A 26,634-nucleotide genomic window follows, 5' to 3' on the forward strand; every position below is an offset into this window, starting at 1 on the left:
AATAATAATTTTATTGGGGTAACTCTACGGGAACCTCCATCAGGAGGATTTCCGAGGGTTCCAACGCTTCAAGTGAAAAATGGTCGGTATCCCATATACCATAACCGTCTCGTTCATTCAGTATCTGCTCACCGATTCTGGCTTTTCCATAAATCACAAAAATATATATACTGTTTCCCTCTTTTTTTAAGTAGTATTCTTTTGATACCCCCTTATCGAAACAGGCAAGATGGAACCATGCGTCCTGATGGATCCATAGTCCTTCTTCATCTTCATAAGGAGAAATGATTAGCTGGAAATCGTTGGGTTTGGCTGAATCGGCAATGTGCATCTGGTCATACCTCGGCGTAATTCCTTTTTCCCGGGGAAAGACCCATATCTGCAGGAATTTCACAGGCGTGGTGTCACTCGCATTGAGTTCACTGTGGGTAATCCCCGTGCCGGCAGACATCACTTGTATATCTCCCTCCCGGATCACACCACTGTTACCCATACTGTCCTGATGTTTTAAAACCCCTTCCAGGGGTAGGGTGACAATCTCCATATCATTGTGTGGATGAGTGCCAAAACCACTTCCCCCTTCTATAAAATCGTCATTGATCACACGGAGTACGCCGAAATGCATTCTCGCCCGGTTGTAATAATCGGCAAAACTGAAAGTGTGCGCGGATTTTAGCCATCCGTGGTCGACGTATCCCCTCGAACTGGCCGGATGATAAATTTTTTTCATAATTATTTCGCAGCAATGCGGTATAACCGTCCTTCATCCGTCACAGCATAAAGGGCGCCATCTTTTCCGTCGGCAATATCACGAAACCGTTGCCCTTCGTCAGCAAGGAGGCGCTCTTCACCTGTTACCTTATTATCCTTGATCATAAGGCGGGCGATGTGTTTACTGCTAAGGCCGCCAATAAAGAGGTTATTTTCCCATTCGGGAATAGCGTTGGAACTATAAAAAGCCATACCACTGGGAGACACTACAGGATCCCAGTAGTAAACGGGCTGTTCCATACCTTCTTTTTGGGTAATACCTTCACCGATAATCTCGCCGCTATATTCGATACCATAGGTAATAATTGACCATCCATAATTTTTGCCCGGTTTAATAAGGTTGATTTCATCGCCGCCACGCGGTCCCATCTCGCTCAGCCAAAGTTCACCGGTGACGGGATGGATGTCAAGTCCTTGTGGATTACGATGTCCATAGCTATAAATTTCGGGTAACACATCTTCAATCCCGATAAACGGATTGTCCGGTGCCGGTTTTCCCTCTGTGGTGATATGGATCACCTTCCCATGGGCGGTATTTAGTTTCTGGGCATTGGGACGGGTCCTGAGATCAGACCGTTCACCGGTCGTGACGAAGATATGTCCGTTCTTGTCGAATAATAAGCGGCTTCCGAAATGCATGCTGTTGTCGAAATAGGGGATGGCACGGAAAATGATGTTGAAATCTTCTATCCGGGTTTCATCGTCTGAAAGTCTTCCTTTTCCTACAGCCGTAAGAGACCCCTGCGGTGTGCGTTCGGCAAGTGTAAAATAAAGCATTCTGCTGTGATCGAAATCGGGCGCCGGTGCAACATCCAACAGTCCTCCCTGATTCCGGTCGTCTACGTCGGGGAAGCCGGTGATGGGCACACTCATATTCCCGTTGGTGGCAATAATACGCAGACTACCTCCTTTTTCGGTGATGACCAATCGACCATCGGGTAATGAGGTGACTGCCCAAGGCTTAACCAATTCATTTGTTATTACCGTGACTTCATATGGGGTGGTTGTTTTTACTCCCGCCACACGGGTCTGCCCCTCAAAAGCAGGTTTGAAGCCGGGATTATTGGGCTGTTGCGTTTCTACCGGGGGAAGGGATTCTTCAGGTGACTGCTCTCCGGTTGTTTTCTTTTCCTCGCACGAAGAAGAAAGGAATACAAAGGCTGATAGAAAAAGTGCTGTGATTTTTAGATAGTTCATAACGCTGTGATTTATTTAATTCTATTTAATCAGATAGCTTATTTTCTAACAATCACCAAATTACAATTGTTCAATTATATGTCATTTGAGAATCCAAACATTTAAACATGAAACCCTATTTTATTTCTACTTCTATCCATTTAGACCTGTCGGGCGGTGCAGGTACGGTGACTTGTGGACGGGGATTGGTCTTTAGTTCGTCAAGCAATACTTCCACAGCTTTCTCGATGGAGGGGTCATTTCCTTTGGCCAGTTCATCGGGGCGATCCACCACCTCTATATCGGGATAAACCCCAATTCCCTCAATGATCCATTCACCTGCCCGGTCATAGATGCCAAAGCGGGGTACGGAAATATAGCCTCCGTCTACTAGCCGGGCGTTCCCCGAAATGCCAACTAATCCGCCCCAGGTGCGGGTACCGATCAGCTTGCCTTCTCCTGTCTTACGGAAGAAGTAAGGAAAAGCATCACCCCCCGAGGAGGAATAACCATTGATGAGCATAGCTTTGGGACCGTCGTGTGCGATACCGGGCGTTTTCATGGGTTGTGTCAGCCCATTGCGATGCCAGTATGCGAGAGTACGGCGGTTGAGCAGATCAATCATCCTGTCGGGGATGAATCCTCCTCCGTTATATCGGTCGTCAATAATAAGGGCTTCCTTATGGTGATAAGCATACATACCTCTGAAAAGTTCGCGGTTACCTTCTATAGCGGTATTGGGAACGTGGATATAGCCGATCTTTCCACCGGATAATCTATCTGCCATTTCCCTGCGTTCGTTCACCCAGTCCAGATACCTTAACTCATGTTCACTGGTGATGGTTTTGACATTATAACTCTTTGCTCCCGAAGGAGAGGGTGTGCTGTTTACAGTCAGTGCAATATAACGGTCGCCCTGGCTTTCCAGCAGTTCATATGGATTTTGTTGGGTAGTAAGTTCCTGGCCGTTGATGCGGATGATGTAATCCCCCTCTTTCACGTTGATCCCGCTTTCGGTAAGGGGAGAGCGCCGACTTTCATTCCAGTTCTCACCTTGATATATTTTCCTGATTTTGTAACGTCCGGCAGAGAGATCTGCTTCGAGTTCCGCGCCGAGAAGTCCCCCGTTGATACGGTCTATGCGATTGATATCGCCCCAGTCCACATAAGAATGGCCGGTATTGGTTTCACTCACTATTTCGTTAAGTATATAGTCGAGGTCGAACCGGCTGGGAACATATGGTAACAGTGCACCATAATTTTCCCTGATAGCTTTCCAGTCTACACCATGCATATTATCCACATAGAAATAGTCACGGAAGATGCGGAAAGCATCGGCATAGATCTGATTCCATTCTGCGCGGGGATCAATCTTCATATTCAGGTTGTCCAGATTGATCGTGCCTGTCCCCGCTGCTTGTCCCGGCTGATTTTTGGCTATACCGAAGTTATTGCCTCTATGGTAGATGAACGATTTGCCATCCGCTGCCGGTATGCCGTATCCCGCACCGTCAAGAATTTCTTCGATTTTCTGGTCTTTAATATTATATCGCATGATTTTGTTTCCCGAGGAATAGAGAAGTCCCTCCTCCACAGCACCGATGATGTTATAGTTGCCGGCTTGCAGAGGAAGAGTCTGAATGCGGCTCTGGAGATTTTCCATGTCAATTGCAACTTTCACTTTTGCAACCGGTGATAGGTCTTCTTCATTACTTTTACCCTTCCCGTTTTCTTTTCCGTTCCCGGTATCTTCCTTTTTGTCTCCCTTCTCATTGTCATAAGCCTCATTGTCTTCCTTATAGGGGGTGAGAGTGGTGCCATCGTTACGTAGTGGAAGGGCATAGATGCGGGTAGCATTGTTATAGAGATAGTCGAATTCGAAACTACTGAAGGAGAGATTGAAATCACGGTTAGAAACGAAAAACAGGAATTTCCCGTCGCGACTGAATACCGGGTTGCCATCGGAGAATGTAGCATCGGTAAGTTGAAATTTACGGTCGGTAGAGAGTTGATAAACCCACAGTGCCGATTGGTCGTTGGGAGATGATTTACTATAAGCTATCCAGTTGCCATCGGGAGAGAAGGTGTAATCCCTGATCTCTTCCGCCGTAGCTTCATCAATAGCGGTTTGGCTGCCCGTGGATATATCCACCAGCCATAACTTCATGGTGCGATCACTATAAACCAGATGGCTGCTTTGTGGAGACCATTCGGCCGTATGTTTCCAGGCTGCGGATTTATGTGTGATTTGCCGTGGAGAAGCTCCGTCCTTATCTTCAAGGAGGTAGAGTTCATATTCGCCGGTAGCATCGGAGTAGTAAGCAATCTGTTTGCCGTCGGGCGACCATACCGGCGACGTTTCACGAACTCCACGGGTATTGGTAAGGTTTTTTATCTCTCCTTTTTCTGCCGGTACACTGTAGATATCGCCACGGGCTTCAAAGAGAGCCCTTTTTCCGGTAGGGGAGAGGCTATAACTTCCTATGAAATCTTTTACATTCCTGAAATAGGGCTGTAGGTTGGGATTGTCGTAATGGATAGCTACGTTGATCTTATGGCTGTCTCCCGAAGCGAGGTCGAGGACATACAGATAACCTCCGTTTTCATATGCCAGCCTGCCATTACGGCCGGAAGGCCACATCACGTCGAAGTCGGTATGATAGGTAATCTGTTCATTTTCTCCGGTAGCGGGATTAATACGCCAGATATTGAGTCGAGTATCGCGGTCGGATGTATAAAAGATGTCATTGCCATACCATACGGGCCATTGGTCGGAGCCTGCCCAATGGGTGATTTGGGTTGACCGGTTGTTTACTAAGTCATATGTCCAGAGTTCGGTAGCACGTCCACCTTTATAACGTTTCCATGTGCGGAACTCGCGGTCGACCGGCGTGAAGCAGAGTTGCGTTCCATCGGATGAAAAGGAGGCAAATCCCCCGTTGACAATGGGAAGCGGTTCTTCAAAACCCCCATCGATACTAACGGTGAAATAGCGTCCGTTACGGTCGCCAAAACTGGTGCGGTTGGCACGGAAAAGTATTCGCTTGCTGTCGGGTGTCCAGTCGAGTACCACATTGTCGAATCCGCCTCTCGGAGGCATTTCTCCCACGGAGTTATAAAAAGTAAGTTGACGAGCCGTACCTCCGGAGGCGGGCATCACCCATATCTGCCTGTTGCCGGAATATTCGGCGGAGAAAGCAATCCATTTACCATCGGGCGATATCTTGGGAAACAGTTCAATTCCCGGATGCGAAGTGAGTCTCCGGGCTGTGCCGCCATTGGCATTTACCGACCAGATATCCCCTGCATAAACAAAGGCGATAAGATCTCCATTGATATCCGGATAACGCATCATTCTGGCATTATCCATTGCTGAAACCTGTAAAATGAAAAGGGTTAATAAGATAAGTGTGGCTGATTTTTTCATAAGTTTATTTTTTTGCTCCCAAATTTACGTTTTTTTTCTGAAAAAATCCCATTCTCCGGCGATCCAATTAAATTAAATAAAAATTTCCGTAATTAAAGTTGGAAGTAAGTTATTATTGTTCTACTTTTGTAGATATTTAGAGTCTAGTTATTAGGTAAAAACCACTTAAGTATGACACAAAAACTTTTAATCAGAGATCTCACATTAAGGGATGGTCAGCAATCGGCGTTTGCGACACGAATGAATCAATCGCAAGTCGACAGAGTATTGCCTTACTACAAGGATGCCAATTTTTATGCTATGGAAGTGTGGGGAGGTGCTGTCCCCGATTCGGTGATGCGTTTTCTGAACGAGAATCCCTGGAACAGATTAGAGAAAATTCACCAATCTGTGGGAGGGATATCTAAATTGACCGCACTTTCACGCGGGCGGAACTTATATGGATATGCTCCTTATCCCGATGAAATTATTGATGGATTTTTTAAAAATGCCGTTGCATCGGGATTGGATATCATGCGTATTTTTGATGCTTTGAATGATGTGGACAATATCAAATCGAGTGTGGCATCAATTAAGAAATATGGAGGAATGGCCGATTGTGCCGTTTGTTACACTGTGGATCCGAAATATGACGATGAGCCTTCTCCTGAAGTGAAAAAGCGGGGGGTATTCGGTCTATTTTCCAGAAAAAAAGAGGAGGCGGCTCCCCTGCATACAAAAATTTTCACAGATGAGTATTTTGTAAATAAAGCTAAGGAAATGCTCACCTTGGGTGCCGATATGATCACAATAAAGGATATGAGTGGATTGATTCCCCCTTCACGTGTTGCCCGGCTGATTCCATTGTTGAAGGATCAATTGAATGTTCCGATTGATTTTCATACTCACTGTACGCCGGGATTTGGATTGGGAGCAGTGCTCACAGCTATTATGCATGGTGCGGATATCGTTGATACCGTTATCTGGAACTTTGCCGGTGGTCCGGCTGCTCCGGCCATAGAATTGATCTATATTTTCTGCAAGAAACTGGGGATTGAATTAGATGTGAATATGGAGGCTGTAGCGAAGATCAATGGCGAATTGCTTGATATCCGTAAGGAGTTGGAAGCATATGATGCGGTAAAACAATTTCCCAGGCCGTTCAATCCATTGACGGATACTATCCCCGCAGAGGTTGATAAGGAATTCGATCTGGCCATTGAAGCAGTAAAACGCGAAGACGAAACCGCTTTATTGGAAGCCTGTCATGCTATTGAAGCTTATTTTAATTTTCCTAAACCTGATGAACGGGTGAAAGAAGCGGAAATTCCCGGAGGAATGTATACCAATATGGTTGCCCAGTTGAAGCAGGTCAATTCGCTTGATATATTACCGGATGCAATGAAATTGATTCCCAGTGTACGTCTTGATGCAGGATTACCGCCATTGGTAACTCCAACCAGCCAGATTGTGGGTGCACAGGCAGTGAGTTCAGCCTTGAACTTGAAAAATGGACGTCCTAAATATGCCAATCCTTCCAACCAGTTTGTCTCACTTGTAAAGGGAGAGTACGGGAAAACGCCTGTGCCGGTAGATCCGGAATTCAGATTGAAGATTGCCGGTACAAAAGAAGAAACTCCGTATGATACTTCTCTGTATAAGAAGCCGGATAATCCCGTTTTGGAAGAGTATGGGAATGTGGTTCTTGCAAAAGATGAGAAGGAGGGACTTCTATTGGATTTATTCCCCACTGTTGCTGCCAATTATCTGAAAGGTCAACGTAAGAAAGAGTGGGAAACACGACAGGCCGAAATCCCTGTTTCATCTCAGGCAGAGAATATAAAACAAGAATCAGGAAATACACAAGTTGGAAATGAGGCGAAAGCACGGACTGAAGGACCTAAAGGCTTTCAGGTAAATTCCCCTATGCCGGGTAATATCCTGCAGATTATGGTAAAAGAAGGAGACAAGATTGAAAAAGGTGATTATCTCCTTGTCCTTGAAGCGATGAAAATGGAGAATGATATCGCTTCAGATTTTTCCGGTACCGTTTCCCGTATCTTTGTCAATAAGGGAGATACGGTAATGGAAGGGACCCCTTTAGTAGAGATTGTCTGATCCGGGAGAGTAACTTACTGTGTATAAAAAAATATTTGCCGTTTATTCACTGAACGGCAAATATTTTTTTTGAACATACCTCATTCTATTTTGTTCAATAACAAAAGACAATCATTCAAAATAACTGTCGAAGATATGGTGAAAGTTTTACTGGCCAAGACCATTGATCTCCGTTCCGGTTCGCCGGAAGAAAAGAGACAGGAAATCCGCGATTATTTTCTGAAGACCTGGGCAATTGACGAGTTATTATACACCCAGTTGAAGTCGGAGGATGTATTTTATATGCGGGGCGATCCATTGAGACATATTCTCCTCTTTTATCTGGGGCATACGGCTGTTTTTTTTATCAATAAGCTCTATCTTGCAAAGATAATCGATCGGCGTATCAATCCCCGCTTCGAATCGGTCTTTGCTATTGGAGTAGATGAGATGAGCTGGGATGATCTGGATAATAACCACTACGATTGGCCTCCGGTATCGGAGGTGCGGGTTTATCGTGATAAGGCGAAGGAGTTGATCCTGAATGTGATCGATCATACTTCCCTGGAGATGCCCATCGATTGGAATAGTCCTTTCTGGATCGTAATGATGGGTATTGAGCATGAACGGATTCATCTGGAGACCTCTTCCGTGTTGATCAGGCAGTTGCCCTTGGATCAGGTGGTAGGAGGCCGTTTCGGTGAACGTTGTACTGCGGTGGGGGAGCCGCCCGCGAACGAGTTGGTAGCGGTATCGGGTGCGACGATGAAATTAGGTAAATCGATGGATTATCCCCTGTATGGTTGGGATAATGAATATGGTTCATATGAGGAAGAAGTTGCTGGTTTTTCGGCATCGAAATATTTGGTATCCAACAAGGAATTCCTGCAGTTCATAGAAGACAAAGGATACGAAACACAAAGGTACTGGACGGAAGAAGGATGGAACTGGCGTAACTTTAAACAGGCGAAAATGCCACTCTTCTGGCGGAAAGGAGCCAATGGCTATCGTCTGAGGCTGGTTGCCGAAGAAATACCTATGCCGTGGAACTGGCCGGTAGAAGTAAACTATCTTGAAGCAAAAGCTTTTTGTAACTGGAAGAGTATGAAAACGGACCGTAACTTTAGGTTACCTACCGAGGCGGAATGGTACCGTTTACATCATCTGGCAGGTCTGGGAGAGATTACCGAACGGGGAAAAGCGCCGGGCAATATCAACCTGGAATATTTTACTTCACCTTCTCCTGTGGATATGTTCCCGCAAGGTGATTTCTTTGATGTAATCGGGAATGTGTGGCAATGGACGGAAACCCCTATCACCGGATTTCCGGGATTTAAAGTACATCCGATATATGATGATTTCTCCACGCCTACGTTCGACGGTAAACACAATATAATCAAGGGGGGCTCCTGGATATCGACCGGTAATGAAACGACGGTCCATTCCCGGTATGCTTTCCGGAGACATTTCTATCAGCATGCCGGATTCAGGTATGTGGAGTCGGATACTCCGTTGGTGATACAACAGGCCGATTATGAAACCGATGCAGAGGTGACACTTTCCTGTGAGAATAGTTGGGGAGATGCCTATTCCAATAAGCCTGACTTTATTATCCGGTTGGCAGAAATAGCTGATGCTCTGATGAAAGGGAATGTCGATGCAAGAATTTTGGATCTGAATGCCGATACCGGACGTCTGGCCTTTGAACTGGCAAGGAACTACAAAGACATTACGGCACTTGATTTTACTGCTCGTATGATCCGGGTTCCTATCCAGCTACAAGAGCGGGGTTATATGCGTTATATCACTAAAGATGAGGGTGAACTGGTGTTTTATCGCGATCTCGTATTGACCGATTTTGGTCTGGAGGAGACAAAAAATCATATCCTGTTTATGCAGGCGGATGCGATGAATTTGAAACCTAATTATTCGGGATACGACCTGGTTATTATCCCTGCGCTACTGGAAGAGTTGAGTGACCCATTGTTATTCCTGTCGCAGATACATTTACGGTTAAATGAAAATGGTTACCTGATAATGGCCTCTGATTATGAGTGGGACCCGGCAAAAACGCCAAGGGATAAATGGCCGGGAGGTTATAAGAAGGATGGTGAACCGGTTGCATCGCTCGATGGGATCAAGACGGTATTGTTGCCCCAGTTCGATCTTGTGACCGATCCACAGGATATCTTCAGGACGATAAGGAGATCGTCACGTTTCACGGAGAACCGTTTGATGCAGGTCTCCATCTGGAAAAAAAGGTGATTAATTAAACCAGCGGGTCAGAGAGTTGAAGATATTTTCGATATCTGTCCGTTTTTTTTCATGGTTATCGTTATGGGGAGCAAGTACCTTCAATCCCCCATGGATGGTTTCCACGTTGATTTCATTCTCCGCATTTACCGGTTCGCCATCCACATGCATCATTCCGGATCGGGAACGCTTGATATGTAAATTACGGGTAAGCAGTGTGGTCATCTTACTGTTTTTATCGATATTCCTGTTGAAAAGTTGAAGTGTCGTCTGCGGAATTTCCAGAGCATTCAACGGCTTCAATATGGAAACATTCATCAAACCATCATCCATACTGGCACCCGGTGCGATATGAGCATCATTGCCGTACTGTGATGCGTTGGCGCAGGTGAGGATAAATGCCCGTTCGTTAATAGTTCCCTCATCGTAAGTGATTTCATATTCTTCCGATCGAAAATCTACCACACTCTCCAGGATATTGCGCACATAACCCAATGGTCCGCGCTTCTTGCCGTCGGCAAAGCGATCACTGATAAAAGCGTCGAATCCAAACCCACATGTACAGAAAAAGATATGACCGTTGGCTATTCCATAATCGATAGTACGGATATGTGATTGCAGGATGATGTCTATTGCTTTTTCCGGTTCCATCGGTATACCCAGTTCCCTGGCCAATCCGTTTCCTGACCCCGATGGAATAATTCCCAGGGTAGTATTTGTATGTACCAATGTTTTTGCTACCTCATTTACTGTACCGTCGCCGCCCGCGACCAACACATATTTGTATTTTTTCTCTGCCGCTTCCCGGGCTATTTCTGTGGCATGATCCGGATAACCGGTGATCCGGATAAAAACATCGTACTGTCGCTGATCGAATGCAGCTGCCACCTCTTCGGGAATACTTTTCTTGGATTCAGTCCCTGAGATAGGATTAATGATGAGACATATCTTTTCTTTTGGCATATTATTTGTCGCATTTTGTTATTGCGTATCCCGCCTGTTATGTGTCATTCAGGACTAAAAACTAAAAGCTCAACATTTAGCACTCATAACGGGGCGATATATATTAACAACTGATCTCTTATTTTGTTTGCATCTCGGAAATACTCAGGTGTACTTGGTATTTCTTTCGGCTTTCACTATATTTGCCCCTTAATTATACAGACACATTATGCAATCTGCTTTTATCCTGATCGTAATTCTTGTATACTTTGGTGTATTGATGTTGATATCTTACCTCACGAGCCGGAAAGGTTCGGGGAACGATACCTTCTTCCGCGCCAATAAATCTTCCAAATGGTATGTAGTGGCCGTTGCAATGATCGGTACTTCGATTTCGGGTGTGACATTTGTTTCGGTACCCGGGATGGTACGGAACCTTGACATGACTTATATGCAGATGGTGTTTGGATTTTTTTTCGGATATCTGGTGATTGCATACGTATTGCTACCTCTCTATTACCGGTTGAATCTGACAACAATTTATGGTTATCTGGATCAACGGTACGGTCCGAAATCTTATAAGACAGGTGCATGGTTTTTTCTGTTATCTAAGATTGTGGGTGCGGCTGCACGCCTCTATTTAGTGGCTTTTATCCTGCAGACGCTGGTTTTTGATGCATGGGGTGTGCCGTTCGTAGTGACAGTGGTAGGGATTATTCTGGTAATTTGGCTTTACAGCCATAAAAGCGGAATCAAGACGATTATATGGACCGACTGGCTGCAGACAATCCTATTTATCACTGCACTCATATTGATCGTCTGGCAGATAGCAATACGGTTAAACCTGGATTTTGGTGGGGTAGTGACAACGATCGCCAATAGTCCGCACTCCCGTATTTTTGTGTTTGACGACTGGGCGAGTACCCAGAATTTTTTTAAACAATTTTTTAGCGGTATGTTCATCACTATTGTGATGACGGGGCTAGACCAGGACCAGATGCAGAAAAATCTGACTATCCGTACGCTGAAAGATGCACAGAAGAATGTGGTGTCATACGGAATGGCATTTGCACCTATCAATTTTCTTTTCCTTTGCCTGGGAGTACTTCTGATTGCTTTTGCTGAACAGAATGGTATTTTATTACCCGAAATATCGGATAATATCATGCCTGTGATTGCAAGCGAATATCTTGGACAGACGGTATTGGGTATTTTTATTGTGGGGATTGTGGCTGCTGCTTTCTCTAGTGCTGATTCGGCGCTGACCGCACTGACGACCTCTTTTTGTGTAGATATACTGAATATGAACCCCATCTCCCAAACAAAAGAACAGGAACAGAAAGATATCCGTACGAGGAGAATAGTGCATGTGGGCGTCAGTGCGGCATTTGTGCTGATCATCTTATTGATAAAAGCAATTGGCTCTGACAGTATCATCACAGCTATCTATAAGTTGGCTTCTTATACTTATGGACCATTGCTGGGACTTTATGTTTTTGGCCTTTACAGTAAAGTGAAGCCTTTGGACAAGTGGGTGCCGTATGTGGCTATTGCTGCGCCGGTAATCTGTTTCGTAATAGAGATCGTGATGAAACAATGGTATGGCTATCAGGTGGGCTATGAATTGCTATTGATGAATGGACTACTGACCGGCATAGGGCTTTGGGTGATCCGTTCTAAATTTACAAGGTAAATTTGAATAACAATTGGATGACAATGAATATAAAAAGTGCAGAATTTGTAATAAGTAACAGCGACTACCGGAAATGTCCACAGGACGGTAAACCGGAGTATGCGTTTATAGGCAGGTCGAATGTGGGTAAGTCGTCATTGATCAATATGCTGACCAACCGGAAAGGATTGGCGATGACCTCTTCTACTCCCGGTAAAACCATGCTTATCAACCATTTCCTGGTCAATGGTGAGTGGTATCTGGTGGATCTACCCGGATATGGTTATGCTCGCCGGGGCAAAGAGGGTCGTGAAAAACTCCGTAAGATCATCGAGGATTATGTGCTTGAACGGGAAACAATGACCAATCTGTTTGTATTGGTAGACTCACGCCATGAGGCACAGAAGATAGATCTTGAGTTTATGGAGTGGCTGGGTGAGAATGGTGTGCCATTTGCAATCGTATTTACTAAAGCCGATAAGCAAGGTTCCGACCGTTTATTTCTGAATGTAAATGCTTATAAAGAAAAATTATTGGAGACCTGGGAGGAACTGCCGCCTATCTTTATTACTTCCTCAGAGAAAAGGCAGGGTAGGGAAGAGTTACTTAATTATATTGACAACATTAATACAACAGTATAATTCATTTACACAGCCGTAAGCTCTCTGCCCAGGCGGTGTAGTGTGGCTTTTATCTTGTCTGGTTTGCTCTGCTGTATCGAAAAAACTGCTGATGGATATGAATATCCTCGTCCAGTTCCTCCCTGTGGACCATTCTCAATATGAATATGCATTGGCAGGTATTCGTCTGCGTAAAAGTAAAATCATAAACCGAAAATAATAAATAATGCCGGCATCGTCATTGATTTTAGTATTGTAAATGCAGGGTTAAAATTTTGTCACTGCAATTTTTTGTTTAATTATTTGGTCATCGACCAATAAGGTACTGCACTCTTTATTCATACTCGTTTCATATCTGATAGAATTTTTCCTGTAAAGTCTTCATATAGTTTCGCGATACGCAGAGGTCCTCTTCCTCATCGAACGGAGGGATCAGATGGCAGGCTTTTCCCCTGATCGTGCAAAGATAATTCAGGTTAATGATCTGGCGTTGGCTGATCCGGACAAACGAAGAAGAAGCCTCCAGTATATCGTCCGCCTTTGTGTTTCTTTTTAACAATACCTGTTTGCCGTCGCTCAAAGTGGCATTCCATTGTCGTCGCACATTGATATAGGTAAAATAGCCGATTTGATTGATGTGAAATAACTGGTATCCCGTCACATCAGGCGCCATAAAGATCTGTTTTTCAGGTAGTAGTTTGGATAATTTTCGACCGAGAAACTTCAGATCCTTTTGCCTGGTGGCATGTTCGAAAAAACGATGGATGATCAATGAGAATTCTTCGTGTCCATAGGGCTTAAGCAGGTAATCAAAAGCGGATCCCCGTAAAGCGTCGAGCCAGTATTTCTGGTAGGATGTGTAGAATACCACCTGCATGGGCCATGTGACGCGGTATTGTAAGCTGTGCAGCAGTTCCACCCCGCTCATACCGGGCAGTTCCACGTCGAGGAAAAGCAGGTCAGGGGTCTTTTCCAGTATCAGTCTGATCCCTTCTTCAGCCTTTGGGGCCTCTCCCACGAGCGTTAATTCTGGAAAGACCGCCAGCGATTGGCGCAGGTTCCTGATACAGACCGGTTCATCATCGACTACTGCTACGGTATACCTTTTGTGTATCATCTCATCTGACTGTTTCTCTTCGTTTTTCATCCGGACGGATAGTCTTTTTTCTCCCTCTTTTTGGTGTAAAGCATGTTTTATGACGTTTTCCACCGGTATCCGCCGGGAGTGACCAAAAAGAATGGGCGGAGAGGCCAAAGCCCCGTAATTCCCTCCCTAAACGGGTATTCATTTCATTCCGACGCGCTCGTTTCATTGAGAAATATTTGTTTTTTAATGAAGTTGTGTAAAATCTTCTATTTGCAAATTTATGTCATTTTAATTGAAAAACAACATTGAGGGATAAAAAAATATACCGGTTAATCATCTATTTTGCAGGATAGGCTTGTTGAATTGCAAGATAGTCATTTTCGGCATTTTCGTCCCTTGTGCTGCATTTTGCTTCTTTCTATCTTTGTAACATTAGAAATAAAAAGATCAAAAATCACGGGAGGCCGTGAGAAAAAATAGAGGTGAACAGCCGAGTTTTGTTTCCAAAATATTTCAGAATGGAAATAAGAACAATTATTTAACAAAGTTGCTCCGGATGGAAAATTCTGTATTGGTTATGGTCTATTTGTTGGTTGTGGTTGTGGCGACGATTGTGTATCTGGTCATGAAAAAACAAAAAGACAGGCAATCGATGATTTATCAAGACCAGATGACCCAACTAAAACTGTCCAATATCCGTAACCGTATCTCCCCCCATCTTGTATTCAACGTGCTTAACAGGGAAATAAGTTCCACGGGCGACTCCGACCACTCTAACCTGAGGGGGCTGGTGACACTGCTGCGAAGGAGCCTCGAACTGACCGAGCAGACTTATGTGACGCTTGCACAGGAACTGGAGTTCGCCCGGGCATATATCGGGCTGGAGCAGGAAAGCCTCGGTGAAGGCTTTCGGCTCGAATGGTACATCGATCCACGTATCGATATAACACAGGTCTTGGTGCCCCCGATGATCATCCAGATACTGGTGGAAAACGCCATCAAACATGCTTTACGCCCGAAAGGGGGAGAAAAAAGGCTGTCTCTCCGCGTGAAAAAATGGGGAGACGGCACCCGCATCCTCATTCAGGATAATGGCCCTGGTTATTCACCAGGGAAAGGGAACCCGTCGGCGGGTACCGATACGGGATTAAAAGTATTGTACCAGAGTATCGACCTGTTCAATCACAAAAACAAGGAAAAGATCTTCTTCCGGATTCTTCGTTCGGACGAAGAGGGGTTAGGTGGAACAAAGGTCTCAGTTTACATACCGGATAATTATAAGTTCGAATAAAACAGTCGGATGACATGATACACAAAATGTACACCGTGGCAGTGATCGATGATGAACCAGTCTGCATCAGGAACCTGCACCAATCGCTGGCAGGCTTTCCAGAATTAACGCTCGTGGGAGAGGCCCCAAAGGCTGAAGAAGGGATCAGACTGATACTGGAGAAGACCCCTGACCTGCTTTTCCTCGACGTGGAACTGCCCGGTATGAGCGGGGTGGAACTGTTGCACAACCTGCAATACCGCATTACATGGCCCATGCAGGTGGTATTCTACACGTCCTACCAGAAATACTGGCTCGACGCTTTACGGAAGTCCGCTTTCGATTATCTGCTCAAGCCCTATGGGTATGAAGAGTTCTCATTGATCATCCGTCGTTTTTTTGAACATTCGGCAAGGCAGAAGAACCTGCATTTTTTCGACCGGAAATACTCTGAACTGTTGCCGTCCAGCCAGATTTTCCTTGTGCCTGATGCCACCGGATACCAATTGCTCCATATAAACCAGATCGGTTATTTTACCTATATCAATGCGCAACGCCAATGGAATACCACCTTGATCGACGGTAAACAGGTATCGTTAAGGAGAAACACAAAGGCGAGTGATATACTGGAAGCTTCTTCTTCGTTTGTCCGGATCAACCAGCGCCAGATCATTAACCTGAATTATCTGTCCACGATCAGAGGAAAAGCCTGCCACCTGACCCCTCCGTTCGACGGGGAAGAGAACCTCTGCGTGTCGCGGAACTATATGAATACTTTACAGGAGAAGTTTTATCAGATATGATGTTTATGTCGGTTTTCTATCGCTATTTAGCCCGGCATTTCCGTTTCCGGTTTTTTTACACTCAGGTCCGCACTTTTATAATTCCGGTTTCGGCCGCAATTTTTAATGTGTTGCCCTTTCCGGCTTCAACTTATGCGTTGTCCAAGGCGATTGTCTGTCATGATTTTTGTGGAAACAAAAATATACCGGATAAGCATCGATTTTGCAGGATATGTCACCATAGTTGCATGATAATCATTTTCAGTATTTTAGCCTCTTGTGCTGTAATTTGTTTCTCTCTACTTTTGTACTCATTGAAAACAAATGTGAAAAGAATATGGATTGAATGAAACAAACGGAAAATGACAATACTAGCAATGTATCTGAAATAGATTAAAATTACTCAATTAATTAAAAATGTATGATTTATGAAAAGAAAAGTTTTGTTTAAATTTTTTGTTCTTGCTGTAATTGGCGCTTTTGTGACAGTTACATCCTGTAAAGATTATGATGATGACATCAGCGACCTCGAGAAACAGATTGCTGGACTCAGCACCACTTTGAACGACCTCAAGTCCAAAGTAGATGCCGGTGCCGTTATCACTAAGGTTGAAAGCACCACCGGCGGTGTAAAAGTTACGTTGAGTGATGGTAAAACCTTCGACCTGAAAAACGGTGTAGACGGTGTTGCCGGCCCTACTGGTGCTAAGGGTGATGCAGGAGCCAAAGGTGACAAAGGTGATCCCGGTAAAGACGGATCTGTTGTTACCGCTAATGCTGACGGTTTCTGGTACATCGACGGTGTGAAAACCGAATTTTCCTGGAAAGGTGAACAAGGAACTCCGGGAACTCCAAGTGAACCGGGAACTCCGGGAACTCCGGGTAAAGACGGTGTATGGTTTGAACCCAACGCCGACGGCTACTGGTACAAAGTGGACGGTGACGTTAAAACCAAGACCGAAAACAAGTGGTTACAAGACGGAACAATTACCGCTGTTGTAAATGAGGAAACAGGCGAGATTACCCTTCACAATGTAAAAGCAGGAGAAGGTGTTACTAATATCACTTTCAACTTCGGAGACGTGAACGTAATGATTACCGGTGTCACTTTGGATTATGAAGGGGATGGCTATCCCAATTCTTGGAATCAAGAAGGTAGAGGCCGTTGGATGGACTTTTCTACTGCAACGGCAAAAAAAAGCTGGACATTCGGACAGGGATTCACAGGCGCGATCACTTTCGTGAAAGACAAACGCATCGAGAATTCAACCCAAACCATCGAAATCAAAGTAAGCCCGGCTACTGCCGACTTATCCAAGATGATCGACAATATCTACTTGATCCGTCGCGACGGCAACAACGAGGTGAATGAGTATGTAAAAGCGGTCAAAGCCGAACGTTCTACCAGACTGCGCGCTCTTCCTACCGTAACCGGACTTTGGAACGTAACATTCCAGATTCCTGCCGGGACAGACTTAAGCGGATTAATAGAGGTAACAGCTGAAGAAAAGGGAACTTCTCCCGGAATATGGTACGATCCCTATCTTTTTGCTGTAGCTATTGAAAGCAACGTGGGTGGGACAGCTACTTCTGACGAACGTTTTGTGGTTTCCGATTTCGGTATTGAAATCGCGGCTTATGACAAAGATCCGATCTATAATAGCGCTGACGCACCCAATGACCTGGTCTTCTCGGTGAAGAAAGGGACTGAAGATGCAACTGCTTACAGACCTCACACCTCCATCAGGAACCGTTGGCAGACCAGCGAATCAGGAACTACTGTACCGAAAGATCAAAGATGGAACACTGCATGGGTTACCGCTGAAAACAACAAGGTGAATGACGATGCTGACGACAGAAGGGCTCAAGATTGGTTCGGCGCTGAAATCAATAAGCCATTTAACGTGAAATTGGACAACCCCGATGATGTATACGCTTACACTGTCGAGTTAGACCTGGATTGGGCATTAGAAAGTTTTCCTTCTGAAAAGAATGCTTGGCTCAGCTACGCGAACGAGATAGAAGGTTTGAACAAGGTATATAAAGCAGATGAAGTTGCCAATATTACCATTAAATCCGGTTCGGCAGAAGGTGATATTATTGGCTTCCGCGTGAAAGTTGTGAACTACGACGGCACTCTGGTTGACCCCGATGGCAAGTCATTCTATACATATGTAGGAAACGTGGCTACATCTGCTCTCAACTTCACCCAGACAATTACAGATTATGTGGCATCGGGAGCTGCTGTTCGTACCAATATTCTCGCATTCAATCCGGGTGTAAACCTTGCCAACGCATCGTATATGACATTCACGATGAATATCGGCCATGATATTACATTGAATGAAGGCTATTTAGTATGGCTTGGTAACAACAATAATCCGGTAGGGAATATTGCAGATATCAAGAAACTTGCCATTGATTACGTGGCACCGTCAGACCTGGAAGAAGGCAAGACATATACCGGTACGCTTACTTTGCATAATAGTTTCAATGTGCCTTTCAGCACCACCAATGTAACCCTGACCAAAGTAATGCCTACATTCGATAATACAGGTATCGGTTATAAAACCAATATCCACCACGATGTAAATGGACAGAAAGTAATCTTCGCTTATCCGTTACCGGGTAATCAAACTTACAATCTTGCCAACGCATTGAACGGTATCGGTACAGACGGAACTGGATATCTCGTAACCAATGCTTCTACATTCACAACTTTACCGACATGGAATCCGAGCAATACTGAAGGTATTGTTCCTGTAGCTGAAATCGGCGTACCTTACCTGCCGGGAACAGCAGCAGGTAAGATCTTTGATCTGAAACTTGGTAAAGAGTTTGGTTACGTGAAATATGACGGAACCACTACACACATTGTCCATTGGACACCGACCATACCGATCAAGGCTGAATTCCGTTCTTATGTACAAGATCTGAGAGAATGGCAGTACACTGGTACTAACCAGGCTAATACTCCTGCCTTGAAATATGCAGAAGCATTGGCAGGATACGCATTCACCAATATCACGGCTTTACCCCCTGTAGGTGCACGTGTCAATCTGACCAACACTTCACCGGCATTGCAGGACGGCAGGACCTTCACTGTGGAAGAAGTGAAAGTATTGACGGGCGATACATTTGACAAAGTGAACGAATACTTCGTTCCGACAATCAACGGAAACGCATTCGACTTCGCACCGGTAATCACCAGTCCTCCTGCAGGACCTGTAGCTACCAAACTCCAGGTGACACTGAGGGATAATTTCGGACATGGCTATACATTCATCATACCGAAAGAATTTAATATGGCTATTAACTAATAGTTTAGACAAGTAATTTGTGAAAGGCGTCCATTTTATGGACGTCTTTCTTCATAGTGTGCCATACATGATAATCGCTTGGAGGTGTAAATCGACTATAACATATAATCAATTATTCACATATCGGATTTTCTACCACTTCGCCCATTCTTTACATATCCCTTTTTAAACAATTGCAACAAAACTCGATATAAAGAAGGCGGAGGGTAGAAAATCTTTCCTGTCCGGGTAATATCAACTAATGTTGAAAGAGCCGCCGACCAGATCGAGAAGTTCGTTAGTGATGGATTGCTGGCGCAGTTTGTTGTATTCCAGAGTGAGCTCTTGGGTGAGATCATCTGCATTGTCGGTAGCGATCCGCATGGCTGTCATACGAGCGGCATGTTCCGAAGTGACTGAGTCGATATGCGCCGTATAAAACTTAACCTTGAGTATTTTAGGAATAAGTTGGATGAGGATGGTTTTCTTGTCCGGCTCTACAATATAATTCTGTACCGAATTTTCTTTGTCATCTATTTTCGGTTCAATAGGCAAAAACGCTTCATTGACTATGGTCTGGGTACCTTTACTGACGAAGTGGTGGTATATCAATTCCACATGGTCTATTTCCCCTTTCAGAAACATCCCCATCAACTCATCGGCTATCTGTTGCGCATTCTGATAAGATGGGTTTTCACTGATTGAACTGTAATCTCCCTGCGGTTTTAACCCCATAGTGCGCACTGCTTTCGCCACTTTCTCACCGATGGGATAGAGGAGGATATTTTCTTTTCCGAGAGGCGTGTAATCCGCCACTACTTTTTTCAGTTTTTCAATGACTTCATCGTTGAACCTGCCTGCCATTCCTGTATTGGAGGTAAAAGGCACAATGGCGACCCGTTTGACGGTGCGTGCCTGCAGGAAGGGAGAGTCGATGCTCTCCTCTTGGTCTGCCAGCAACTGCAGTATCCGGTACAAATTCTGCTCATAAGGGTAGAGGTTCTTGATAAGTCGTTGGGCTTTCATCAGTCGGGCAGAAGAGATCATCATCATGGCCGATGTGATCTTTTGTGTGGATCGTACCGACTGTATCCTGGTTTTTATCTCTTTCAGCTGTGCCATCGTTTCAGGAATTTATTATATTCGTGACTTCTGCCGCCACCTCTTCAATCATTTTACCGATTTCATCATTTATCCGGCCTTCTTTCAATGGATCGAGTACATCATGTCGATGACGGGTCTCCAGCATTTCGAGAAATTCCTGTTCGAATTTTGCCAATTTCTCGAGAGCGATATTTTTGAGAAGCCCATGGGTACCGCAATAGAGGATAGCTACCTGTTGCTCCACGTCCAAGGGGCTGTGTACCGGCTGGACAAGCAGCTGTTCGTTTTTCTGTCCTTTGTCGATGGTCATGGCGGTTACCGCGTCCATATCTCCGCCGAATTTGGAGAAGGCTGCCAGTTCCTGGTATTGAGCTTGGTCGATTTTCAACGTACCGGCTACTTTTTTCATCGACTTGATCTGGGCGTTTCCTCCCACGCGTGAGACGGAAATACCTACATTGATGGCAGGCCGTATTCCTTTATTATAGAGGTCCGTCTCCAGGAATATCTGTCCGTCGGTGATGGAAATAACATTGGTGGGGATATAAGCAGATACGTCGCCCGCCTGGGTCTCGATAATAGGCAGGGCGGTAAGTGAACCGCCACCCTTTACTTTCCCCTCGAGGCTGGGTGGAAGGTCGTTCATGATGTCCGCTACATCCTGTTGGGAAATGATATTGGCCGCTCTTTCCAGTAAGCGGGAGTGAAGGTAGAAGATATCACCCGGATAAGCTTCACGCCCCGATGGACGGCGTAAGATCAACGATACCTCACGGTATGCAACCGCCTGTTTTGAAAGATCGTCATAGACCACCAAGGCATGCCGGCCCGTATCGCGGAAGTATTCACCAATGGCGGCACCGGCAAAAGGAGCGATATACCGCATGGCGGCCGGGTCAGATCCGGCGGAAGAGACCACCACGGTGTAATCCATGGCTCCCCCGTCGGTAAGTGTTTTGACGATAGAGGCCACGGAAGAGCCTTTTTGTCCCACTGCCACATAGATGCAGTAGACCGGATCGCCGTTTTCAAAATTCCTCCTCTGGTTGAGGATGGTGTCAATGGCGATACTGGTCTTTCCGGTCTGGCGGTCGCCGATAATCAGTTCACGTTGGCCGCGTCCAATGGGGATCATAGCATCCACCGCCTTTAATCCGGTCTGTAGCGGAGTATTCACGGGCTGGCGGAAAACTACGCCGGGAGCCTTCCGCTCCAGCGGCATCTCTACCAGTTCACCTGTCAGGGCGCCTTTGCCGTCGACCGGTTCACCGGCAGGAGAAATCACACGGCCGAGCATGCCTTCACCTGCAAAGATAGAAGCTACCCGTCCGGTACGTTTTACGGTAAATCCTTCTTTGATCTCACTGGAGCTACCCAACAAAATGGCTCCTACATTGTCTTCTTCGAGGTTCATCACGATGGCACGCATACCATTATCGAATTCCAGTAACTCGTTTGCTTCGGCATTACGCAGTCCGAAAATACGTACGACACCATCGCTTACAGTGATGACCGTACCGGTCTCGTTGAATTGAATGCCGGTATCGAGACCCTCGAGCTGCATCCGAAGTACATCGGAGACTTCGCTTATCTTGATATTATTATTGGACATTTGTTTTAATTAAGAAGTTAGAACTGCCCGTTCCGGAACTTATTCCTTATACGGGCCAATTCGCCTGATATACTTGCATCCCATCTGAAATCATCGAGGGTTAGTATGAAACCGCCGATAATTCCGGGATCGGCAACCGACTCTATTTCTATGTCTGCTTTTACCATTTTTTTTATCCGGGCAATCAATTGTTGCTCTGTTTCCTCGTCGATGGCTACTGCGGTCACTAATTTTCCGCGCCGGATGCTGAACTTCTCCCTGTAGAGATCGATAAAGCGAAGGACCATGTATGGTAAGTTCTCTTCTCTTTCGTTCCGAAGGATAAGATCGAGCATTTTAGAAAGTGATGATGGAACATCCCCGCCACAAGCCGTAACAAGGATTTTCTTCTTGTCCGCAGCCAATACCGAGGGATTTACCACCGCACGACGCAAAGCGGGTACTTTCCGATACATCTCCCAAAGCAGTTTCATCTTATCATACACTTCATCCTGTTCATTCAGGCTGACGGCATATTGCAGAAGGGAGTCCGCATAACGTGAAGAAATGAGTCCGGTATTCATATTTATGATTTTGAGATATCTATTTCATTCAATAATCTGTCGATCATCTTCTTTTGTTCCTGTTCAGTTCCCAACTTTTCCCTCAATATTTTTTCGGCGAGCGTCAGCGATAATGAAGCAGCTTCATTCCGGATTGAACGGAGGGCTTCTTCTTTTTCTGCACCAATTTGCCGGCGCGCAGAAGCAATTACCTTCTCCGATTCGAGGCGAGCCTCTTCCCGAGCCTTTTCTATCATTTCTTCCCGTCTCCGGGTGGCTTCCTTGATGATTTCTGCCTGTTCTTTGCGGGCTTGTGCCAATATGGCTTCACCGATCTCCTTTATGCCGGCCAGCTCCTCGTGCGCTTTCTTGGCAGCGAGGAGCGATTCTTCGATATAATCTTTCCGCTTTTCAACCGACTTGAGGATGGCGGGAAATCCGAATTTTGCCAGCAAGAACACCGTAATACCGAAAGAAATCAGCATCCAGAAAAGAAGACCGGGTTCTGGCGTAAGTAATGACATATCTTATTACATTGATTAGAGAATAAAGCCACAGACAACTACTGCAAACAAGGCAACCCCTTCTATAAGTGCCGCTGCAATGATCATGTTCATCCTGATATCGGAGGCTGCTTCGGGTTGACGGGAGATGCCTTCCATGGCAGATCCCCCGATCTTACCGATTCCAATCCCCGCACTAATGGCTGCAAGACCTATCCCTATGGCCGCACCAAATGATCCTAACCCGTCGGCGCTTACCTGTAATATTGTACCGACTGTCTGTAATAAAACTGTAAGTAATACCATAACATTTATTTTTGATTTGTTGTGAAATCTATAATAGAAAAGCGATTCTCATCCTTTGCTTTAACTATGCAAAGATAAGATTTTATATAATACCTGTGTCTAAAAATTACCCAAACGGCTATTTTGTATACCGAACTAAAGTTAAAACCCGATGAAGGTTTGAATAAGCTAATTATTCAGGACTTCCATTATTGTAAGAGAAGCATCATCATCAGGTTTCAATTCCAAAACCTTAGAGGCATATTCTTTTGCTTTCTTTTTATCCTCAAAACACCTTTTTATTGTATCATTGCAAAACTGAATAATTCTATTTTTTCCATGAAGATACTGAAAATACCTACCAACAAAATCCCTGCAGTACAGAATATAAGACTTGCCTTATTATAACTATCCGTCCGCAGTGAAGGGATAGGATGTTCATTCTTGTCGATAAACATGGCTTTTACCACCAGCAGATAATAATAGAGTGAAATGATGGTGTTGATCACAGCGATCAGCACCAGGATATAAAATCCCTGCTCCATGGCTGCGGCAAAAATAAAGAATTTGCTGAAAAAACCGGCGAAGGGTGGAATTCCTCCAAGGGAAAACATCGACAACATCATCACGAAGCTTAGCCTCGGATTGGTACTGTACAGCCCTTTGTAATCGGGAATATTTACCTTGCCTGTACGATTTTCGATGATGGTGATCACACCGAAAGCCGCCAAGTTAGAAAAGAGGTATACAAATATATAGTATACCAATGTAGTCATACCGAATGGCGTACCCCCGATAATACCCAATACAATATAACCCGCCTGGGAAATGGAAGAAAAAGCCAAAAATCGTTTTATGTTCTTCTGACGGATGGCAAACAGGTTTGCCAGTGTGATACTTATTATAATTAGACCATAGAGGATACTCTGCCATTGTTCGATGATATTACTGAACACTCTGTATAAGAGCAGTGCCAGGGCAAAAACGGCAGCTCCTTTTGATACTACTGAAAGATAGGATGTTACATTTGTAGGAGCTCCTTCATATACGTCGGGTGTCCAAAGATGGAAAGGAACAAGTGATATTTTAAAGAACATGCCGGCTATAAAGAAAACAAAAGCCATGATCTGAAGTGTATTGGCGCTAATCAAAGCGGGCATATCAGCAAAATAGAGTGTTCCTGTAGTACCATACAGGTATGAAATTCCGAATAACATGATTCCGGATGAGAACGCGGCCATTAAAATATATTTGGCACCGGCCTCTGCTGATCTTTTGCTCTGTTTTTCCATGGCGGCGAGCGTTGCTATGGGAATGGAGGCCATTTCCAAACCTATATAGAAAAGGAGGAAGTGCCCACTTGAGATCATGAAATAGAAGCCCAGCAGGGTAACCAGTGTAAGGAAATAATATTCACCCTTCTTATTGCTCATTCTTTCGCTGTTGAATGCTTCCGCCTGCAGGAATATAATCAGTGTAGCAATATTGAGGATGGTTTTCACTACCCCCGCCATGGGAGTATAAGTGTACATACCGCCAAACGCAATACCCGCCTCGTGTGGTAATAAATGCAGGATGGTATGTATTGCCAATAGGATGATAGCTATCGGTTGGAAGTATCTCATACCTCTTTTGCCGGCTGTCAGGTCGAATACTAACAGGGCAAGAATGACTACCAGTAGCGATACTTCGCTGCGCATAAATAAAAAATTACTGAAACTATCCATTTTCTTTGTATCTGTTTTTTATTTTATCAATGACAGGCTTTCGTTCAGCATGTCCGACAATCCAAGAGGGAACATGCCGATATAGGCAATTCCAGCGATCAATATCACTACTGCCAGTTTCTCATACCAGACAGCATCGGTCAATGCAGCATGCTGTTCGTTTTGGATCGGTCCATAGAGGAATTTCCCGACCATACGGAGGATATAGACCGCAGTGATAACGATGGATGATATGGCTATGATTGTCAGTACTCTCCTGAAGATATCTGCATTTTCGAAAGCTCCAATGAAAATAGTCATCTCTGACACAAATCCACTTAGGCCGGGAAGCCCCAATGATGCCAGCCCTGCAATTACAAATGCTACTCCCAGAAAAGGCATCACTTTCATTAATCCCCCCATTTCGTTGATCATGCGGGTATGTGTCCGCTGATAGATGGTTCCGATCAAGGCGAAGAAGAGTGCCGTCATCAAGCCATGCGAAAGCATTTGTAGTACGGCTCCCGTCATGGCGGTGCGGGTGAGCATCAGGATGGCAAACAGCACCAGATTACAGTGGCTGACGGAAGAGTAAGCATTGATATATTTTAAGTCGCGTTGGTGTATAGCTGATAATGCGCCATAGAAAACGCCTGTGGCCGTGAGTACAAGGAATAGGGGAGCAAGGATTTCAGCGGCCTCCGGCATCAGGTAAATCGATACACGGAAGCAGCCATATCCCCCCAGTTTCATCAATACGCCGGCATGAAGCATCGAGACGGCTGTAGGGGCCGAAGCATGACCGTCGGGTGACCAGGTATGGAACGGGAAAAGGGCGCCCAGCACACCAAAGCCGATAAAAGTAAGGGTGAAGAAGAAGAGTTGTTTATCCAATGGAATGTGGATGTTGGCAATATCGAGGATATTCATGCTTACCGCTCCCGCGCTGAAGTAGATTCCGAGGATCCCCACCAACAGTAAAGAGGATGCACCCATCAACATCAGTGTCAGCTTCATGGCGGAGTACTCCTTTTTTCCGCTGCCCCAGATACCGATCAAAAGGTACATGGGAATGAGTGCTACTTCATAAAACATAAATAGGGTGAACAGGTCGGTGGTGATGAAGAATCCGAATACTCCTAAGGAGAGCAGGCAGAACCACAGGAAAAACTCTTTGGTGAGGGGTTGGATATTCCACGAAATGAAGGTGCCGGTGAGAACAATCACTGAAGAGAGGCAGAGCATCGCTACCGAAACACCGTCCACACCCAATGAAAAGCCTATGTTCAGCGGCTTATACCACATGTGGGTGGAGGTGAAGAGCATGGTGCCTGTTGTCGTATCATTTTCTGTGACATAACGTATCACCAGGTAAACGGATGCGGCTACCAAAGCTATACTGCCGGTTACCATTATAGCCAGTATCTGTTTACGGTTCCTTGCAGCAAACAAGGAGAGCAACATAATTACCGGTATGAGGATGAATATTATCAGGAAGTTCATATTA

At 45.1% G+C, this 26,634-nt stretch carries 19 protein-coding genes; 7 read left to right on the forward strand and 12 right to left on the reverse strand.

Translation table 11 applies throughout. The features are described 5' to 3' along the window. Positions 1-10 precede the first annotated feature (10 nt). The 3 genes from B4G81_RS00590 to B4G81_RS00600 all read right to left on the reverse strand — a co-directional run bounded on the left by B4G81_RS00590 (position 11) and on the right by B4G81_RS00600 (position 5,374). On the reverse strand, positions 11-730 hold the full coding sequence (locus B4G81_RS00590; RefSeq protein WP_294078956.1) for a pirin family protein: 720 nt from the start codon (positions 728-730) through the stop codon (positions 11-13). A gap of 2 nt (positions 731-732) precedes the next feature. After that, on the reverse strand, positions 733-1,968 hold the full coding sequence (locus B4G81_RS00595; protein ID WP_294078959.1) for a PQQ-dependent sugar dehydrogenase: 1,236 nt from the start codon (positions 1,966-1,968) through the stop codon (positions 733-735). Between the two features lie 115 nt (positions 1,969-2,083). Next, positions 2,084-5,374 (reverse strand): S41 family peptidase, encoded by a 3,291-nt coding sequence (locus B4G81_RS00600; RefSeq protein ID WP_294078961.1) that lies wholly within the window; start codon positions 5,372-5,374, stop codon positions 2,084-2,086. Positions 5,375-5,545: 171 nt separating this feature from the next. Between B4G81_RS00600 and B4G81_RS00605 the strand changes: the two genes are divergently transcribed. Together B4G81_RS00605 and ovoA are read left to right on the forward strand one after the other, a co-directional pair. Next, positions 5,546-7,471, forward strand: coding sequence for a biotin/lipoyl-containing protein (locus tag B4G81_RS00605; RefSeq protein WP_294078962.1), 1,926 nt, complete (start codon positions 5,546-5,548; stop codon positions 7,469-7,471). Positions 7,472-7,606: 135 nt separating this feature from the next. Continuing rightward, positions 7,607-9,715 carry a 5-histidylcysteine sulfoxide synthase gene (ovoA, locus tag B4G81_RS00610; protein WP_294078965.1) on the forward strand — a complete coding sequence of 703 codons (2,109 nt, stop codon included), beginning with the start codon at positions 7,607-7,609 and terminating at the stop codon, positions 9,713-9,715. Here the strand turns inward: ovoA and B4G81_RS00615 are convergent, their stop codons facing one another. Continuing rightward, entirely contained in the window at positions 9,716-10,666 is a 951-nt protein-coding gene (locus B4G81_RS00615) for a diacylglycerol/lipid kinase family protein (RefSeq protein ID WP_294078968.1), read from the reverse strand. It lies immediately after the preceding gene. 208 nt (positions 10,667-10,874) lie between these two features. Between B4G81_RS00615 and B4G81_RS00620 the strand changes: the two genes are divergently transcribed. Together B4G81_RS00620 and yihA are read left to right on the forward strand one after the other, a co-directional pair. Then, positions 10,875-12,338 (forward strand): sodium:solute symporter, encoded by a 1,464-nt coding sequence (locus B4G81_RS00620; protein ID WP_294078970.1) that lies wholly within the window; start codon positions 10,875-10,877, stop codon positions 12,336-12,338. A gap of 23 nt (positions 12,339-12,361) precedes the next feature. Further along, positions 12,362-12,958 (forward strand): ribosome biogenesis GTP-binding protein YihA/YsxC, encoded by a 597-nt coding sequence (gene yihA / locus B4G81_RS00625; protein WP_294078972.1) that lies wholly within the window; start codon positions 12,362-12,364, stop codon positions 12,956-12,958. Positions 12,959-13,286: 328 nt separating this feature from the next. On the opposite strand, the gene B4G81_RS00630 is transcribed toward yihA, so the two are convergent. Then, entirely contained in the window at positions 13,287-14,084 is a 798-nt protein-coding gene (locus B4G81_RS00630) for a LytR/AlgR family response regulator transcription factor (RefSeq protein ID WP_294078974.1), read from the reverse strand. 496 nt (positions 14,085-14,580) lie between these two features. Here B4G81_RS00630 and B4G81_RS00635 point away from each other — a divergent pair, with 496 nt between their 5' ends. From B4G81_RS00635 to B4G81_RS00645, 3 genes are all read left to right on the forward strand, one after another. Further along, complete coding sequence (locus B4G81_RS00635; RefSeq protein ID WP_294078977.1) at positions 14,581-15,315, forward strand: sensor histidine kinase; 735 nt, start codon at positions 14,581-14,583, stop codon at positions 15,313-15,315. Between the two features lie 14 nt (positions 15,316-15,329). After that, entirely contained in the window at positions 15,330-16,097 is a 768-nt protein-coding gene (locus B4G81_RS00640) for a LytR/AlgR family response regulator transcription factor (protein ID WP_294078979.1), read from the forward strand. Between the two features lie 407 nt (positions 16,098-16,504). Then, complete coding sequence (locus tag B4G81_RS00645; protein ID WP_294078981.1) at positions 16,505-19,396, forward strand: collagen-like protein; 2,892 nt, start codon at positions 16,505-16,507, stop codon at positions 19,394-19,396. A 234-nt stretch (positions 19,397-19,630) separates the two neighbouring features. On the opposite strand, the gene atpG is transcribed toward B4G81_RS00645, so the two are convergent. The 7 genes from atpG to B4G81_RS00680 form a co-directional block, all read right to left on the reverse strand. Continuing rightward, the gene (gene atpG, locus B4G81_RS00650; RefSeq protein WP_294078983.1) at positions 19,631-20,497 is read right to left on the reverse strand and encodes an ATP synthase F1 subunit gamma; all 867 of its coding nucleotides are present in this window, start codon (positions 20,495-20,497) and stop codon (positions 19,631-19,633) included. Between the two features lie 4 nt (positions 20,498-20,501). Beyond that, a complete protein-coding gene (atpA, locus tag B4G81_RS00655; protein ID WP_294078985.1) occupies positions 20,502-22,091 on the reverse strand; it encodes a F0F1 ATP synthase subunit alpha in 1,590 nt (529 codons plus the stop codon). Positions 22,092-22,108: 17 nt separating this feature from the next. After that, complete coding sequence (locus B4G81_RS00660) at positions 22,109-22,654, reverse strand: F0F1 ATP synthase subunit delta (protein WP_294078988.1); 546 nt, start codon at positions 22,652-22,654, stop codon at positions 22,109-22,111. Between the two features lie 2 nt (positions 22,655-22,656). Next, on the reverse strand, positions 22,657-23,157 hold the full coding sequence (gene atpF / locus B4G81_RS00665; protein WP_294078990.1) for a F0F1 ATP synthase subunit B: 501 nt from the start codon (positions 23,155-23,157) through the stop codon (positions 22,657-22,659). A gap of 15 nt (positions 23,158-23,172) precedes the next feature. Continuing rightward, the gene (gene atpE, locus B4G81_RS00670) at positions 23,173-23,442 is read right to left on the reverse strand and encodes an ATP synthase F0 subunit C (protein WP_294078992.1); all 270 of its coding nucleotides are present in this window, start codon (positions 23,440-23,442) and stop codon (positions 23,173-23,175) included. Positions 23,443-23,720: 278 nt separating this feature from the next. Further along, on the reverse strand, positions 23,721-25,148 hold the full coding sequence (locus B4G81_RS00675; RefSeq protein WP_294078995.1) for an NADH-quinone oxidoreductase subunit N: 1,428 nt from the start codon (positions 25,146-25,148) through the stop codon (positions 23,721-23,723). A gap of 18 nt (positions 25,149-25,166) precedes the next feature. Next, positions 25,167-26,630 carry a complex I subunit 4 family protein gene (locus tag B4G81_RS00680; protein WP_294078997.1) on the reverse strand — a complete coding sequence of 488 codons (1,464 nt, stop codon included), beginning with the start codon at positions 26,628-26,630 and terminating at the stop codon, positions 25,167-25,169. Between the last annotated feature and the right edge of the window lie 4 nt (positions 26,631-26,634).

The organism is Proteiniphilum sp. UBA5384 (assembly GCF_002410825.1).
Lineage (GTDB): Bacteria > Bacteroidota > Bacteroidia > Bacteroidales > Dysgonomonadaceae > Proteiniphilum.